14 protein-coding genes and 1 riboswitch are annotated in these 15,920 nt (G+C 66.3%); of the genes, 6 read left to right on the top strand and 8 right to left on the bottom strand.

Translation table 11 applies throughout. The features are described 5' to 3' along the window. Positions 1 to 110: 110 nt before the first annotated feature. The 4 genes from EV663_RS01490 to EV663_RS01475 form a co-directional block, all read right to left on the bottom strand. Positions 111 to 719, bottom strand: coding sequence for a (d)CMP kinase (locus tag EV663_RS01490; RefSeq protein WP_132949984.1), 609 nt, complete (start codon positions 717 to 719; stop codon positions 111 to 113). Beyond that, positions 716 to 2,068 (bottom strand): 3-phosphoshikimate 1-carboxyvinyltransferase, encoded by a 1,353-nt coding sequence (gene aroA / locus EV663_RS01485; RefSeq protein ID WP_132949983.1) that lies wholly within the window; start codon positions 2,066 to 2,068, stop codon positions 716 to 718. The genes EV663_RS01490 and aroA overlap by 4 nt, the downstream gene beginning before the upstream one ends. Before the next feature lie 148 nt (positions 2,069 to 2,216). After that, positions 2,217 to 2,843 (bottom strand): 50S ribosomal protein L25/general stress protein Ctc, encoded by a 627-nt coding sequence (locus EV663_RS01480; RefSeq protein ID WP_132949982.1) that lies wholly within the window; start codon positions 2,841 to 2,843, stop codon positions 2,217 to 2,219. 105 nt (positions 2,844 to 2,948) lie between these two features. Continuing rightward, positions 2,949 to 4,112 (bottom strand): alpha-hydroxy acid oxidase, encoded by a 1,164-nt coding sequence (locus EV663_RS01475; protein ID WP_132949981.1) that lies wholly within the window; start codon positions 4,110 to 4,112, stop codon positions 2,949 to 2,951. A gap of 121 nt (positions 4,113 to 4,233) precedes the next feature. Here EV663_RS01475 and EV663_RS01470 point away from each other — a divergent pair, with 121 nt between their 5' ends. From EV663_RS01470 to argF, 3 genes are all read left to right on the top strand, one after another. After that, entirely contained in the window at positions 4,234 to 5,007 is a 774-nt protein-coding gene (locus EV663_RS01470) for a ZIP family metal transporter (protein WP_165910104.1), read from the top strand. A gap of 206 nt (positions 5,008 to 5,213) precedes the next feature. Beyond that, positions 5,214 to 6,407 (top strand): aspartate aminotransferase family protein, encoded by a 1,194-nt coding sequence (locus EV663_RS01465; protein ID WP_132949980.1) that lies wholly within the window; start codon positions 5,214 to 5,216, stop codon positions 6,405 to 6,407. Next, positions 6,404 to 7,330 carry an ornithine carbamoyltransferase gene (gene argF / locus EV663_RS01460; protein WP_132949979.1) on the top strand — a complete coding sequence of 309 codons (927 nt, stop codon included), beginning with the start codon at positions 6,404 to 6,406 and terminating at the stop codon, positions 7,328 to 7,330. The genes EV663_RS01465 and argF overlap by 4 nt, the downstream gene beginning before the upstream one ends. 170 nt (positions 7,331 to 7,500) lie before the next feature. Here argF and hrpB read toward each other — a convergent pair whose 3' ends face one another. Continuing rightward, on the bottom strand, positions 7,501 to 9,951 hold the full coding sequence (hrpB, locus tag EV663_RS01455; RefSeq protein ID WP_132950401.1) for an ATP-dependent helicase HrpB: 2,451 nt from the start codon (positions 9,949 to 9,951) through the stop codon (positions 7,501 to 7,503). A gap of 111 nt (positions 9,952 to 10,062) precedes the next feature. Between hrpB and meaB the strand changes: the two genes are divergently transcribed. The 3 genes from meaB (at position 10,063) to rpmB (ending at position 12,183) form a co-directional block, all read left to right on the top strand. Beyond that, positions 10,063 to 11,046, top strand: a complete 984-nt coding sequence (meaB, locus tag EV663_RS01450) for a methylmalonyl Co-A mutase-associated GTPase MeaB (protein WP_132949978.1) — start codon at positions 10,063 to 10,065, stop codon at positions 11,044 to 11,046. Further along, entirely contained in the window at positions 11,043 to 11,792 is a 750-nt protein-coding gene (locus EV663_RS01445) for a glutamine amidotransferase (protein ID WP_132949977.1), read from the top strand. Before meaB ends, EV663_RS01445 begins: the two co-directional genes overlap by 4 nt. 103 nt (positions 11,793 to 11,895) lie before the next feature. Continuing rightward, positions 11,896 to 12,183 (top strand): 50S ribosomal protein L28, encoded by a 288-nt coding sequence (rpmB, locus tag EV663_RS01440; protein ID WP_132949976.1) that lies wholly within the window; start codon positions 11,896 to 11,898, stop codon positions 12,181 to 12,183. A gap of 109 nt (positions 12,184 to 12,292) precedes the next feature. On the opposite strand, the gene trmB is transcribed toward rpmB, so the two are convergent. The 3 genes from trmB to lnt all read right to left on the bottom strand — a co-directional run bounded on the left by trmB (position 12,293) and on the right by lnt (position 15,889). Further along, complete coding sequence (trmB, locus tag EV663_RS01435; protein ID WP_207904387.1) at positions 12,293 to 13,009, bottom strand: tRNA (guanine(46)-N(7))-methyltransferase TrmB; 717 nt, start codon at positions 13,007 to 13,009, stop codon at positions 12,293 to 12,295. Between the two features lie 145 nt (positions 13,010 to 13,154). Next, positions 13,155 to 14,321: a methionine adenosyltransferase gene (metK, locus tag EV663_RS01430; protein ID WP_132949975.1), complete on the bottom strand. Its 1,167-nt coding sequence runs from the start codon at positions 14,319 to 14,321 to the stop codon at positions 13,155 to 13,157. Positions 14,322 to 14,328: 7 nt separating this feature from the next. Further along, positions 14,329 to 14,378: riboswitch (SAM-SAH riboswitch) on the bottom strand. A 41-nt stretch (positions 14,379 to 14,419) separates the two neighbouring features. Then, complete coding sequence (lnt, locus tag EV663_RS01425; RefSeq protein WP_132950399.1) at positions 14,420 to 15,889, bottom strand: apolipoprotein N-acyltransferase; 1,470 nt, start codon at positions 15,887 to 15,889, stop codon at positions 14,420 to 14,422. Positions 15,890 to 15,920: the final 31 nt, after the last annotated feature.

Genomic DNA, 15,920 nt, shown 5'->3' with positions numbered 1-15,920 from the left:
GTGCTTGCCCGACCCTGCCCGGAGTCCCTGTGGCTCTTTCGGCCTTTCGACGGGTGCCCTATACAGGCTGACGCGCCATCCCGCAAGGGGGCGCACGGCCAACCGGCCCGTCAGCGCTGCCTTTCGCCGATCGCCGAGATGGCAGCCGCCACGGCCTCGTCGATCGACATCCGCGACGTGTCCAGAACAAAGGCATCTTCGGCAGGGCGCAAGGGTGCGGTGGCGCGCGCACTATCACGGCGATCACGTTCGCGAATCTCGGCCAGCACATCGGCCGGGGTGGTGTCGACACCGCCGGCCGCCAATTCACGCCAGCGCCGTTCGGCGCGCACCTCGTCAGATGCGGTCACGAACAGCTTAACCTCGGCCTCGGGGCAGATCACGGTGCCGATATCGCGCCCGTCCAGAACCGCCCCGCCCGCCCGCGCACCAAAGGCGCGCTGAAAATCCACGAGCGCGGCGCGCACCTCGGCAATGGCGGCCACCTTGCTGGCGGCCTGGCTGACGGCGGGACTACGCAGATCGCCCCGCTCAAGATGGGCCGGGTCCAGCCCCTGCGCCGCAACGACCGGGTCAAACCCGTCCAGCATACGCGCCGCCACCGCGCGATACAAAAGCCCGGTATCAAGATGGGCAAAGCCGAAATGCGCTGCAACCGCGCGGCTGATGGTGCCCTTGCCCGCAGCGGCGGGGCCATCGATAGCAACGGTGAAACTCATGTCTCGGCCCGCTCGAACTGCGCGCCAAGCCCTTCCATCAAGGGGTCGAACACCGGGAAAGAGGTCGAAATCGGCCCGACATCATCCACCGTAACCGGCGCCACCGCCGCAAGCCCCGCGCACAGGAAGGACATCGCGATCCGATGGTCGAGGTGGGTGGCGCAGATAGCCCCGCCCGGCATCCCGCCCGCGCCCATCCCGTGCACGATCATCCAGTCCTCGCCGGTTTCGACCCGCACGCCACAGGCCGTCAGACCGTCGGCCATCGCGGCGATGCGGTCGCTTTCCTTGACCCGCAATTCGCGAATGCCGCGCATCACGGTCGGCCCCTCGGCAAAGGCCGCGACCACGGCCAGGATCGGGTATTCGTCGATCATGGCGGGCGCGCGCTCGGGCGGGACCTCGATGCCCTTCATGTCGGGCGAGAAACGGGCGCGCAGGTCGGCAACCGGCTCGCCGCCCTCTTCGCGCTCGTTTTCATAGGTCAGGTCGGCCCCCATCTCGCGCAGCGTCGTGAACAGCCCCGCGCGGGTGGGGTTCAGCCCGATGCCCGGCACCAGCACGTCCGAGCCCTCGACGATCAGCGCCGCGCAGACCGGGAAGGCGGCCGAACTTGGATCGCGTGGCACGGCGATGGCCTGGGGTTTCAACTCGGGCTGGCCGATGAGCGTGATGACCCGGCCCTCGGCCGCTTCTTCCACCCGCAGGGCCGCGCCGAACCCGGCAAGCATCCGCTCGGTATGATCGCGCGTCGCCTCGCGCTCGATCACCACGGTTTCGCCGGGTGCGTTGAGGCCCGCCAGCAGCACCGCGGATTTCACCTGCGCCGAGGGCACCGGCACCGCATAGCGCACCGGCACCGGGTCTGCCGCGCCGACGATCGTCATCGGCAACCGCCCGCCCCCGCGCCCATGGGCCCGCGCGCCGAACAGCGCCAGCGGGTCGGTGACGCGCCCCATCGGCCGGCTGCGCAACGAGGCATCGCCGGTAAAGGTCGCCGTGATCGGGCAGGTCGCCATCGCCCCCATGATCAGCCGCACCCCGGTTCCCGAATTGCCGCAATCGATCACGTCCTCGGGTTCGGCAAAACCGCACGTGCCGACACCGTTAACGACCCATTCGCCGGGGGCCAGATGCGCGACTTCGGCACCGAAGGCCCGCATCGCGCGGGCGGTGTCCAGAACGTCCTGCCCCTCCAGAAGGCCGGTGATCCGGGTTTCGCCCACGCTCAGCGCGCCCAGGATCAGCGCGCGGTGGCTGATCGACTTGTCGCCCGGCACATGGGCAGTGCCACGCAACGGGCCGGCGCAGCGGGCGGTCATCGGGATCGGGTCGCCATGGGCGGACATCGGGCGCCTCCTTGCAGGGTTCCGGCAGCCGGGGCCTAGCGCATGTGCGCGGCCCGGTCCAGCACCAAGCCAGCGTAGGAATGGCGCGCCACAACGAAAACGGGGCCCCGATTGGGGCCCCGCTCCGATTGCCAGGTCAGGGCAGGCCTCAGGCCTCGCCGCCCTCCTCGCCTTCGCCATCCTCATCGCCCGCGGCGCGCAGCCCCGACGGTGCCGAGATGTTGGCGATCACGAAGTTCCGGTCGGTGATCGTCGGTGTCGCGCCTTCGGGCAGTACGACATCGTTGATATGGACGATGTCGTTGATGTCGAGGCCCGACAAGTCGACGGTGATCTTTTCGGGAATGTCGCCTGCGGTCACGACCAGTTCCACCTCGGGGCGCACCACGGTCAGCACGCCACCCTTCTTGAGGCCAGGCGACTTTTCCTCGCCAACGAACTCAACGGGAATGAACAGGTTGATCCGCGAGATACGGCGCAGGCGCATGAGGTCGACATGGATCGGCAGATCCTTGACAACGTCGCGTTGCACGCCGCGACAGATCACGCGCACGTCCTCCTGGCCTTCGACCTTGAGGTTGAAAAGCGTCGACAGGAACCGGCCTGCCTTGAGACGCTTGATAAGTTCATTATACTTGATGTCGATCGGGAGCGGATCTGCCCCGCCACCATAGACGATGCCCGGAACGAGTTGATCGCGGCGCGACTGACGAGCGGCCCCCTTGCCTGTCCTCGTCCGTTCCGTGGCGTGAAGATCGGGAATCTCACCAGCCATGTTGTTCGGTCTCCTGGGTTATGGGCATCCTCCAAGGGTGTATGCCCGGATGAAGCCGTGCCCTTAGCCGAGCACGGAACAAATGGAAAGGGACAAAAAGGCCGCTCAGGCCCATTTCCCCTCGAAATCCTGCGGAACCAGCAGGATGTCGCGGTCCAGCCCCGCGATCGACTTGCGCCCGCACAGCGCCATGGTGGTGTCCAGCTCCTTGTGGATCACCTCCAGCGCGCGGGTCACGCCCGCCTCGCCCATCGCGCCCAACCCATAAATGTAGGATCGGCCGATATAGGTGCCCTTTGCCCCCAGAGCGATTGCCTTGAGCACGTCCTGCCCGGACCGGATGCCGCTGTCGAAATGCACCTCGACCCGGTCGCCCACCGCGCGCACGATCCCCGGCAATGCCCGGATCGCCGAAATCGCCCCGTCCAGTTGCCGACCGCCGTGGTTCGACACCACGATCGCATCGGCCCCCACATCGGCGGCGCGGCGGGCGTCCTCGGCATCCAGGATGCCCTTGAGGATCAGCTTGCCGCCCCACATGTCCTTGAGCTTTCGCACCTTGTCCCAGTCGAGCCGGGGATCGAACTGTTCCGCCGTCCATGTCATCAGGCTTGAGGCATCCGTGACGCCGCGCGCATGCCCGACGATATTGCCGAAAAACCGCCGTTTCGTGCCCAGCATCCCCGCCCCCCAACGCCACTTGGTGGCGAGGTTCACCATCGTGGGCAGCGTCAGTTTCGGCGGGGCAGACAACCCGTTCTTGAGGTCCTTGTGGCGCTGGCCCAGGATCTGAAGGTCTAGCGTCAGCACCAGCGCCGAGCATCCCGCGTTGCGCGCGCGATCAAGGATGTTTTCGACGAATTCCTGGTCGCGCATCACGTAAAGCTGGAACCAGAAGGGTTTTTCGGTATGCGCCGCCACGTCCTCGATCGAACAGATCGACATCGTGGACAGCGTGAAGGGCACGCCGAACCTCTCGGCGGCGCGGGCCGCCTTTATCTCGCCATCGGCGGTGTTCATGCCCGTCAGGCCGACGGGCGCCAGCGCCACCGGCATTGCCACCTGCTGCCCGATCATGCGTGACGCGGTGCTGCGTCCCTCCATGTCCACGGCGACGCGCTGGCGCAGGCGGATATCGGCGAAATCAGAGCTGTTCTCGCGGAATGTCTGTTCCGTCCAGCTGCCCGTTTCGCAATAGTCGTAAAACATCCTCGGCACGCGGCGTTCATAGAGGCGTCGCAAGTCTTCGATACTGGTGATCACGGGCATGGCTGGGATCCTTGCGTTGGTCAGGTTCCCTTACCAATCCCGAAAGGATGCCGCAACGGTGCTTGCCCCGCAACGGTGCTTGCCTATTGCTCGGGACGCGTCCATCGGTCATTCAGGCGCCATGAGCATTCTCGCCCTTGGCCTCATCGCCTCGCTTGCCGCCGGCCTGATGACCGGCGTCGGGGCTCTTCCGGTTTTGTTCGGTCGCACGGTCTCGCGCAGGTCCAATGACACGATGCTCGGCTTTGCGGCCGGGGTGATGCTGTCGGCCTCGTTCTTCTCGCTGATCCTGCCGGGGATCGATGCCGCCCGCGACCTTTACAACAGCGTGCTGCTGGCCGCGCTGATCGCGGGCACGGGAATCGCGCTGGGCGCAGTGGCGGTCGCCGCGCTGAACGAACACGTGCCCCACGAACATTTCATTGCCGGCCGCGAAGGCGCCGAGGCCGCCGCACTTGCAAAGATATGGCTTTTCGTCTTCGCCATCACGATCCACAACTTCCCCGAAGGCATGGCCGTTGGCGTCGGCTTTGGCGGCGGAAACGTGGCCAACGGGCTGTCACTGGCCGCCGGAATCGGATTGCAGAACGCCCCCGAAGGACTTGCGGTGGCCGTCGCGCTGCGCGGGCAAGGCTATCGGCGCAAGAGCGCCTTCCTCATCGCGCTGGCCACCGGCCTGATCGAACCGGTGGGCGGTGTGCTGGGCGCGGCGGCGGTCTCGGTCTCGGAACACCTGCTGCCCTGGGGGCTGGCCTTTGCGGCGGGGGCGATGATCTATATCATCAGTCACGAGATCATCCCCGAAACCCATCGCCACGGCCATCAGAACCGCGCGACCACGGGCCTGACCGCAGGGCTGATCCTGATGATGATCCTCGACGTGACGCTGGGCTAAACCCGCGATCACACTGGACAAGCGCCCCGGTCCCGGTTAAGGCACAGCGTCATGAAACACGGGTTTCACATTCGCGCACTGCGACGTCCCCGCCGGTCCTGAGGACCGGCCGCCCGCGCGTGCGCCAACGCGTCCCCCCGACCTGCATTGACTTGCCCCCGTGGCTGGGGCACCCCTTTGGTTTCCACATCCCAGGATTTCTTCCCATGACCCCCTCCGTCCTGCCGACCTACAACCGCGCGCCCCTCGCCTTTGACCGGGGCGAAGGCACCTGGCTGATCGCAACGGATGGAGCCCGATACCTGGACATGGGCGCCGGAATCGCGGTCAACGCGCTGGGTCATGCGCACCCCGCCCTGGTCGCCGCGCTGACCGAACAGGCCGGCAAGCTCTGGCACCTGTCCAACCTCTACCAGATCCCCGAACAGGTGGCGCTGGCCGATGCGCTGGTGGAAAAGACTTTTGCCGACACGGTGTTCTTTACCAATTCAGGCACGGAATCGTGCGAGCTGGCGGTCAAGATGGCCCGCAAGTACTGGTACGACAAGGGCCAACCCGATCGGGTCAACATCGTCACCTTTTCGGGCGCGTTCCACGGCCGGTCGTCGGCGGGGATCGCTGCGGCCGGGTCTGACAAGATGACCAAGGGCTTCGGCCCGCTCCTGCCCGGCTTCATCCACCTTCCCTTCGGCACCCATGACGCGCTCTTGCAGAATACCATGGACGATACCATCGCCGCGATCCTGGTCGAACCCGTCCAGGGCGAAGGCGGCATTCGTCCCCTGCCCGCCCCCTGCCTGAGGGGCCTGCGCGAGCTTTGCGATGCAACCGGGGCACTATTGATCTATGACGAGGTGCAATGCGGAATGGGCCGGACCGGGCGGTTGTTCGCCCATGAATGGGCCGAGGGCGCGGCACCCGACATCATGATGGTTGCCAAGGGGATCGGGGGCGGCTTTCCACTGGGCGCGGTTCTGGCGACCGGAAACGCCGCCAGCGGCATGACGGCGGGAACCCACGGATCGACCTATGGCGGCAATCCGCTGGCCTGTGCGGTGGGCAAGGCGGTTCTGGATATCGTGGCCGAGCCGGCCTTCCTTGAAGAGGTGGGCCGCAAGGCTGGCCTTCTGCGGCAGAGGCTGGAGGGTTTGGTCGACTCGCACCCGGAGGTGTTCGAAACGGTGCGCGGTCAGGGCCTGATGCTGGGGCTGAAATGCAAGGTGACGAATACCGACGTGGTGCATGCGGGGTATGCGCAGCGCCTGCTGACGGTTCCGGCCGCCGACAACGTGGTGCGCCTGCTGCCGCCGCTGACCATCACCGACGATGAAATCGCCGAGGCCGTAGCCCGGCTGGACGCCGCAGCAACGGCACTTTCAGGCAAGGAGACCGGGCAATGACCCATTTCCTCGACATCAACTCCACCGATCCCGCGGCGCTCAGGGCGATGATCGACCAGGCACGCAGGATGAAAGAGGCCCGCGCGGGACGCCCCAAGGGCAGTCCAGACGATGAACAGCCGCTGGCCGGGCGGATGGTCGCGCTGATCTTCGAAAAACCTTCTACCCGGACACGCGTCAGCTTTGATGTTGGCGTGCGCCAGATGGGCGGGCAGACCATGGTCCTGTCCGGCAGCGACATGCAGCTCGGCCATGGCGAGACCATCGCCGACACCGCGCGGGTGCTGTCGCGCTATGTCGACCTGATCATGATCCGCACCTTCGAGGAGGCAACGCTCCTGGAAATGGCCGAATTTGCCACGGTGCCGGTGATCAACGGGCTGACCAACCGCACCCATCCCTGCCAGATCATGGCAGATATCCTGACCTACGAGGAACATCGCGGCCCGATCGCCGGGCGCAAGGTGGTCTGGTCGGGCGATGGCAACAATGTCTGCGCGTCGCTGATCCAGGCGGCCGGGCGCTTCGGCTTCGACATCACCTTCACGGGCCCGCCGATGCTGGACCCGGAACCGGGCTTTCTGAACGAAGCGCGCATATCCGGCGTCAAGGCCGAGATCGAGCGCGATCCGCTTAGAGCGGTCGAGGGCGCCGACCTGGTCGTCACCGACACATGGATATCGATGCATGACGCCCAATCCGCGCGCGAAAGGCGACACAACCAGTTGCGCCCCTACCAGGTGAACGAGCGGCTCATGGCCGCGGCCAAGCCTGACGCTCTGTTCATGCACTGCCTGCCCGCCCATCGCGAGGAAGAGGTGACCAACGCGGTGATGGACGGCCCGGCCTCGGTCGTGTTCGACGAGGCGGAAAACCGTCTTCATGCGCAAAAGGCGATCATGCGCCACTGCCTCGGGGTCTGAGGGGGCTCTGCCCCCGTCGCCCGTCACCGGGCGACTCCCCCGGGATATTTCAACCAAAGCATCTGGACAGCGCACGGCACCTGACCCTGCTTTGGGAAAAATATCCTCGCCGAAGGCGTCACACCTCAGGCCAGCAGATCCAACGCGCGAACTGCGCGCGGGCAGTGCCGTCAGCCGCGCGAACCGCGCGGGCGCGCGCGCAGGGTCGGATCGGCGCGGGTCGGATCTTCTGGCCAGGGATGCCTGGGATAGCGCCCGCGCATGTCCTTGCGCACTTCGGCATAGGACGAGGCCCAGAAGCCCGGCAAGTCCATGGTGACCTGAACCGGTCGATGCGCGGGCGACAGCAGCGTGATCCTGAGCGGCAGGCGTCTGGGGCCGATTACCGGGTGTTCGGTCGTGCCGAACAGTTCCTGGAGCCGGAGTTCGATCGCGGGAACGGCACCGTTGTAATCGATCGGGACACGGCGGCCAAGCGGGGTTTCGAAACAGGCCGGGGCAAGACGGTCGAGGGCGTGTTGGTCTTCCCAGCTCAACATTGCCTTGAGGGCGGGCAACATGTCGAAGCGTTTCAGGTCTTCGGCGGTTTTCACCCCGTCGAGGACCGGCAACAGCCACTCTTCCAGTCGGCCCATCAGGGCCGTGTCGGAAAAATCGGGCAGTTGCACGCCCTCGTGGCGCAGCAATTCCACGCGTGCCTGCAAGCGGCGGGCGGCCTCTGACCAGGGCAGGCCCAGCAGGCGGACACCCTCGACCATGGCGGCGGCGATCGCCTGGGGCGGCGCATCTGTCCAGGGCCGGTCCTCCAGCACCAGCGCACCGAAGCGTTCCTGCCGACGCGCGATCACGCGGTTTTCGCGGCGCGACCAGATGCAGAGATCGTACCAGCGGATGGCATGACAATGGCTTGCCCGCAATTCGCTCTCGCCCAAAGCCACGGCCAGGCGGATGCGCGCCTCGCGCGCGTCGCCGTCAAGATCGAGCGCCACGACCAGGCGCTGCCCGGCCAGCGCGTCTTCCGCATCCAGAACCGCCCCCTTGCCGCCCGACAGCACATAGCGCGCATCGTCCCCCTTGCGCCGCAAGCCCACCCGGTCGGGATAGGCAAGGGCGGCCATTTCCCCCGGCGGCATCGGGCGGGGGCCGTCGGGGACAAGCGCGGCCAGCCGCCGGGCCTCGTCCCGGATGCGGGCCAGGGCGCCCCGGTCGGGCGGAACGGGACAGGGCGCCCCGGGATCCGCGATAGTCTTAAGACGCAAGGCAAGATCACTTCCAGCACCGCGCAAAGGGTCGCGATCTGTCAGCACCGCTGCCAGGGGCGCGGCCTGTTTTCCCGCGATCTCCAGCATGTGACCGAGGCGAGGGTGCACCGGCAGGCTGGCAAGTCGGCGGCCGTGATCGGTGATGCGCCCGCTCCCGTCAAGCGCCCCCAACCGGGCCAGAAGGCTACGCGCCCCGGCCAGCGCACCGGGATTGGGAGCAGTCAGGAAAGCCATCTCGGCCGGATCGTCGGTGCCCCAGAGCGCAAGGTCCAACGCGAGCCCCGTCAGGTCGCCCACCTCGATCTCGGCGGGTGGATAAGGCGCCAAGGCGCCTTCTTCGCCGCGGGTCCAGAGCCGGTAGCAGGTGCCCGGCGCCACTCGGCCCGCACGGCCGCGACGCTGGTCTGCCTCGGCACGGGTGACGCGTTCGGTCACCAGCCGCGACATCCCCGAACCGGGGTCGAACCGGGCGCGGCGGGCGCGGCCTGAATCGACCACGACGCGCACATCTTCGATGGTCAGGGAGGTTTCGGCGATGGCTGTAGCCAGTACCAGCTTGCGCCCGTCCGGCGCGGGACGGATCGCGGCGCGTTGCTCGGAAAGGGAAAGCGCGCCATAAAGCGGGCGGATATGGCAGCCGGGCGGCAGGCGACCAGCCAGCGCGGTTGCGGTGCGCCGGATCTCACCCTCGCCGGGCAGGAAGACCAGCACGCCCCCCTCGGTCTCGGCCAGGGCGTGCGCCACCAGGTCGGCAATGGCCTCGGGCAGGCGCGCGCCCTTGGGCAGGGGCCGGTCCAGCCAGCGGGTTTCGACCGGAAAGCTGCGCCCCTGCGAGGTAATCACGGGCGCATTGTCCATCAGCGCGGCGACCGGCGCGGCATCAAGCGTGGCCGACATCACCAGAACGATCAGATCGTCGCGCAGGGCCTCGCGCAGCTCCCATGTCAGGGCAAGGCCAAGATCGGCATTGAGGGAGCGTTCGTGGAACTCGTCGAAGATCACCGCGCCAATGCCACAAAGCGCGGGATCGGACTGGATCATGCGCGTCAGGACGGCCTCTGTCACCACCTCGATCCGCGTGGCCTTGCCAAGTTTCGACTCGCCCCGGATGCGGTAGCCGACGGTCTGTCCGACTTTTTCACCCAGCATTTCAGCCATGCGCTCGGCAGCCGCACGGGCAGCCAGTCGCCGGGGTTCCAGCATCACGATGCGCCCCTCTACCAGCCCAGCCTCGAGCAGGGCCAGCGGCACGCGAGTGGTCTTGCCCGCGCCGGGGGGCGCTTGCAACACCGCGCGGCCGGCACTGGCAAGGGCCTGTGCGAGCTCTGGCAAAACGGCATCGATGGGTAGCGGCGTCATGAGCCGGGTTATGGGCGAAATCATCCGCGCACGCCAGAGGGCTGGACAGCCCCGCGCGCACGCGGCAAGACACGCGCCAAGAGGCGACGGCCCGATGGACCGGAGGTGGCAATGCAGACAGACGAATTGGCCAGCCGTATCCGCAACGGCGAGCGCCGGGCGCTTGCCCGCGCGATTACCCTGGTCGAGAGCGGCCGGGCCGATCACCGGGTGCAGGCCCGGGCGTTGCTGGATGCGTTGACCGCGACACCGGGACAGGCGCTGCGGCTGGGGCTGTCAGGCACGCCCGGTGTGGGCAAGTCGACCTTTATCGAGAGTTTCGGCATCCTTCTCACCGGGATGGGCCACAAGGTGGCGGTCTTGGCGGTTGACCCTTCCTCGGCGCGATCGGGCGGGTCGATCCTCGGCGACAAGACGCGGATGGAACGTCTCTCGCGCGATCCGGCCGCTTTCATCCGACCCTCGCCCAGCCAGTCGGCGCTGGGTGGCGTGGCGCGGCGTACCCGCGAGGCGGTAAGCCTGTGCGAGGCGGCCGGGTTTGACATCGTGCTGATCGAGACGGTGGGCGTGGGCCAGTCGGAAACGATGGTGGCCGAGATGACCGACCTGTTTATCCTGCTGATGGCACCGGCGGGCGGCGACGAGTTGCAGGGGGTCAAGCGCGGCATCATGGAAATGGCGGACCTGATCCTTGTCAACAAGGCCGATGGTGACCTGAAACCGGCGGCGGAACGCACGCGGGCCGATTACGCGGGCGCATTGCGACTGTTGCGCCGCCGTCCGCAAGACCCAGAGGGCTTTCCCAAGGCCATGTGCGTGTCGGCGCTGGAAGAAGCAGGCCTTGAGCGGGCCTGGGACGAAATGCAGCAACTGGCCCTGTGGCGGCGCGAACAGGGGCATTTCGACACCCGACGGGCCGAACAGGCGCGCTATTGGTTCGGGGAAGAGGTCCGGCGCGGGCTCCTCGCGCGGCTGGAACGTGACGCGGCGGCGCGCGCGCGGATGGCCGCACTGGGCGACCAGGTGGCAAGGGGCGATCTGAGCGTCGCGCGCGCCACCTCCGAGATGCTCGAAACCTTGGGAATAACCTCCTGAAACCCTTTCTGATCCTCCAGTTGCGTCCCGAGACCGAGGCCTCGGATGACGAGTTCGCCGCGATCCTGCGCAAGGGCGGCCTGCGCGCCGACCAGGCGCACCGCATCCGGCTGGATCGGCAAGACCTGCCCGACGAGATATCGCTGGACGACTATTCCGGCGTGATCGTGGGGGGCGGACCGGGCTGTGTATCAGATCCGCCGGACAAGAAGACCGATGTCGAGGCGCGCATAGAGGCGGCGGTGCTGGGGCTGATGCCCGAGATCACGACACGCGATTTTCCCTTCATGGGCTGTTGTTACGGGATCGGCATCCTTGCCCACCACCTGGGCGCGACGGTCACGAAAGAGAAATTTGCCGAAGCCGTGGGCGCGACAACCTGCCTGCTGACCCCGGAGGGCCGGGCCGACCCGCTGTTGAAGGGATTGCCGGAGGCGTTCCGCGCCTTTGTCGGCCACAAGGAGGCGGTGCAGACCCTGCCTGCGGGATGTGTGCATCTTCTGGCCTCTGCCCCCTGCCCGTTCCAGATGATCCGGTTCGGACAAAACGTCTATGCCACGCAATTCCACCCCGAGGCGGATAGCGACGGTTTCGAGGTGCGGATTCGCATCTACAAGGATCGCGGCTATTTCCCGCCCGAGACCGCGGCCGGGTTGGTTGCGATGTGTCGGGTCGAGGACGTGCATGTGCCCGAGGCAATCCTGCAACGCTTCGTGGCGCGATATGCCCGCGAGCGGCGGCGATGAATCGCTTGACGCCCCTGTCGATTGCCCGTATCTGACCCGGACTGAATTCGCGGCGCTGCGGCTTGCGGCGCCGATCCTATTAGTCGAGACAAGGAAAAAACCCATGTCGCGTGTCTGCGAACTGACCGGAAAAGGGCCGATGACGGGCAACAATGTCAGCCACGCCCATAACAAGACCAGGCGCCGGTTCCTGCCGAACCTCAATGACGTGACGCTGATTTCGGACGTACTTGGCCGTTCGTACAAGCTGCGCGTGTCTGCCTCGGCACTGCGCACAGTGGACCATCGCGGCGGGCTGGACGCCTTCCTTGCCAAGGCGCGCGACGCGGAACTGTCCGAGAAGGCGCTGAAAATCAAGAAAGATATCGCCAAGGCCCAGGCCACCGCCTGATCCCTGTCGCGTTTGTGATATCGGCCCCGCGTGCATAGTACGCGGGGTTTTCGTGTTTGCGCCGTCGGTCCGTGCCAGCCCCGTCCCCAAGGCATATGGCAACGAACACTCAGCGGCGGCTAAAGCTCAGGTAATGGGGCGTGCGGCCTTCGCGCAGCGCCTTTTTCTCGTAACGGGTGGATATCCAGTCATCCCATGGGTTGCGCCAATCCGCCGGCCCCTCGGCCAGCCAGTCAAACCCCGCACGCGGCACCTCCAGCAAGGACTGGCGAACATAGTCGGGAATATCCGTGGCAATGCGCAGGCTGGCACCGGGCTTCATCACGCGGGCGAGCGGGGCCAGGTGTTCGGGGGTGACGAAACGGCGCCGGTGGTGTTTCTTCTTGGGCCAGGGATCGGGATAGAGCAGGAACGCCCGCGAAAGGCTGGCCTCGGGCAAGACATCGAAAAGGTCGCGCGCGTCACCCGGATGCACCGCGACATTGTTTACCCCCGCCGCGCGCAACTTGCCCAGCAACATGGCGACACCGTTGATGAACGGCTCGCATCCGATGATCGCAACCTCGGGATTGGCGGCGGCCTGGTGGACCATGTGTTCCCCCCCGCCAAAGCCGATCTCAAGCCAGATCTCGCGCCCTTCCCCGAACCGTGCCGCAAGGTCCAACGGCTCGCGCAGGGGGTTTTCGTCCCAATCGACAGGTCCGGGCGAAAGCCGCGCCAGATCCTGGTCAAGAACGCTTTTCTGACCGTCACGCAGGGTCTTGCCGTGGCGGCGGCCATAAAAGTTTCGCCAGGCACGGTACGGGGGAGTGGGGCTATCGATCATGCCGCGCGCCATAGGATGCGGGGATCGCGGGGTCAAGGCCCCGCACAAGAGACAGTCTGGGTAACGTGTTCCGGAAACACGAACGGGTGCGCATCACGAGATGCGCACCCGCAAATTACGCCGGGACAGCCCCCGGCACCGATGCTCAGATAGCCGCTTTCAATTCGGCGGCCAGGTCGGTGCGTTCCCAGCTAAATCCACCATCGGCCTCTGGGGCGCGACCGAAATGGCCGTAGGCTGCGGTCCGTGCATAGATCGGGCGGTTCAGCGCCAGGTGTTCACGGATACCGCGCGGGGTCAGGTCCATGACCTTGGCCACGGCCTGTTCGATCAACTCCTCGGGCACCTTGCCGGTGCCATAGGTATCGACATAGATCGATAGCGGCTTGGCCACGCCGATGGCATAGGACAGTTGCAGCGTACAGCGATCCGCCAGCTCGGCAGCCACGATGTTCTTGGCAAGATACCGCGCGGCATAAGCGGCCGAGCGGTCCACCTTGGTTGGATCCTTGCCAGAGAAGGCACCCCCACCATGCGGTGCGGCCCCGCCGTAGGTATCGACGATGATCTTGCGGCCCGTCAGGCCCGCATCGCCATCCGGCCCGCCGATCACGAAGGTTCCGGTGGGGTTCACATGCCATTCGGTGCCATCGTGAATCCAGCCGTCAGGAAGAACCTCGCGGATATAGGGTTCCACGATCTGGCGGATATCGTCCGAGGTCTGGCTTTCGAACTCGTGCTGGGTGGACAAGACGATGGAGTCGACCGCCACCGGCTTGCCGCCCTCGTAACGCACCGAAAGCTGCGACTTGGCGTCGGGGCGCAGGGTCGGCTCTGCGCCGGATTTGCGCGCCTCGGTCAGGCGGCGCAGGATCGCGTGGGAATACTGGATCGGCGCGGGCATCAGTTCGGGCGTTTCGTTCGTGGCATAGCCGAACATGATGCCCTGGTCGCCGGCGCCGTCCTTGTCGACGCCTTGCGCGATATGGGCGGATTGTTCATGCAGGAAGTTCAGAACGTGGCAGGTGTTCCAATGGAATTTTTCCTGCTCGTAGCCGATATCCTTGATGCAGTCGCGGGCGATCTCGCCGATGCGCCCCATGTAATTCTTCAGCTTGTCCTGGTCCGACAACCCCACCTCGCCGCCAATGACAACCATGCCGGTCGTCGCGAAAGTCTCGCAGGCGACGCGGGCATTGGCCTCTTCGGCGAGGAAGGCATCCAGGATCGCGTCGGAAATGCGGTCGCAGACCTTGTCGGGGTGGCCCTCCGAAACGGATTCGGAGGTGAAGACGTAGTTTTGGCGGGTCATGTGAAGGTGCTCCGTTATGAATATCCCCGCCACGCCAGGAAGCCGTTGTGGCGGTTCATGACTTGCGGCTTACGCCCGGCAAGCGCGGGAATCAATCGCTATTTCCGTGCTCTTGCTGCGACCAAAGCAGCGAGGGACAGAGCGATCACCAGTGCAACGGGCCAGTCACCGAGCCGCGCATAGGGTGTTGCGGCCAGCGCTGGCGGCAGGGGAGCCGTCAGCGCGCCCTCGGCATTCAGCGGCAGGCTGGCGGTGATGCGTCCCATCGGATCGATAAAGGCCGAGACACCGGTATTGGCTGCACGCACCATCGGCAGGCCGGTTTCGACCGCGCGCAGCCGGGCAAGCGACAGGTGCTGGTACGGGCCGGAACCGGCGCCGAACCACGCGTCATTGGTAATCTGTACCAGCCAGTCCCCGCGGCTATCGGTGCGAACATCCTGCGGGAACACCGCCTCATAACAAATCAGCGGCACAGCCGCGCCCAGCCGCGGACCAAGATCGAGAACCTGCGGACCGGGACCGGGCGCATAGCCAAATACATCGGTGGCCGCCAGCCCCCTGATCCCGAACCGGCCCAGCAAACCACCCAAGGGGATATATTCGCCAAAGGGCACGAGATGGTGCTTGTCGTAAAGCTGAACAACCTGCCCGCCGGACCCGATCACGACGAGGCTGTTAAAGGCCTGCGAGCCCTCCCGGCGCTGGATGCCGGCCATCACCGGCACCCCGCCAGCCGCATCGGCAATCGCCCCCAGCGCGCCGCCCGCGCGTTCCAGCATGAAGGGGATCGCGGTTTCAGGCCAGATCACCAGGTCCGGCGCCGGATCGGCCCGCGCGGCGGTGTAATCCAGCTGGCGGTTCCAGAAAAGCGGCACCATGTCCGGACGCCATTTCAGATGCTGCGCGGCATTGGGCTGGATCACGCGGATCAAAGGCGCGTCCGGCCGTTCGGGCAAAGGCGCCGACAGTCGCGCCATTCCCCAAAACATCGCCCCGCCCAACAACATCGCACCCAGCACCGCGCCAAGCGCGCGCCCCGGCCCAATTGGCAAAATCACCGCCAACGCCACGGCAAGCGTCGTCATCAGCGTCAGGCCGTATTGCCCGCCAAGCGCGGCAATCTGCATCGGGGCCGTACCGATCCAGATATGACCCGGCAGCGCCCAGGGAAAACCGGTCAACACATAGCCGCGGGCAAGTTCCACCGCCGCAAGCGCCAGCGCAAAGGCCAGCGCACGTGTTCGCACCCCCTGCCCCGCCCAGCCTGCGAATGCACCCGCCGCCCCCCAGAACAGCGCCAGCCCCCCCGCCATCGCGACCAGGGCAAAGGGCGCCATCCAGCCATGGACGCGAATATCCACGAGAAAGGGTTCGACGATCCATGAAAGGCTCAGCGCGAAATGCCCCGCACCCCCGGCCCATGCCAGCCGCGCGGCAGCAAGCGCGCCACCGGCCCGTGCAACGAGGATCGTCAGCCCTGCCAGCCCGGCCAACCCCAGGGGCCAAAACGCGAAAGGTACCTGCCCCAGCGCAAGCAAAAGGCCCAGCCCGAAGGCCATCGCCATCGGCACGCCGCGCGACCGCCACGATAGCGCC

The sequence above is a fragment of the Rhodovulum bhavnagarense genome (assembly GCF_004343505.1).
Classification (GTDB): domain Bacteria; phylum Pseudomonadota; class Alphaproteobacteria; order Rhodobacterales; family Rhodobacteraceae; genus Rhodovulum; species Rhodovulum bhavnagarense.
Note: the sequence above shows the minus strand (reverse complement) of the source record. Positions and strands in the feature narration are given on the sequence as shown.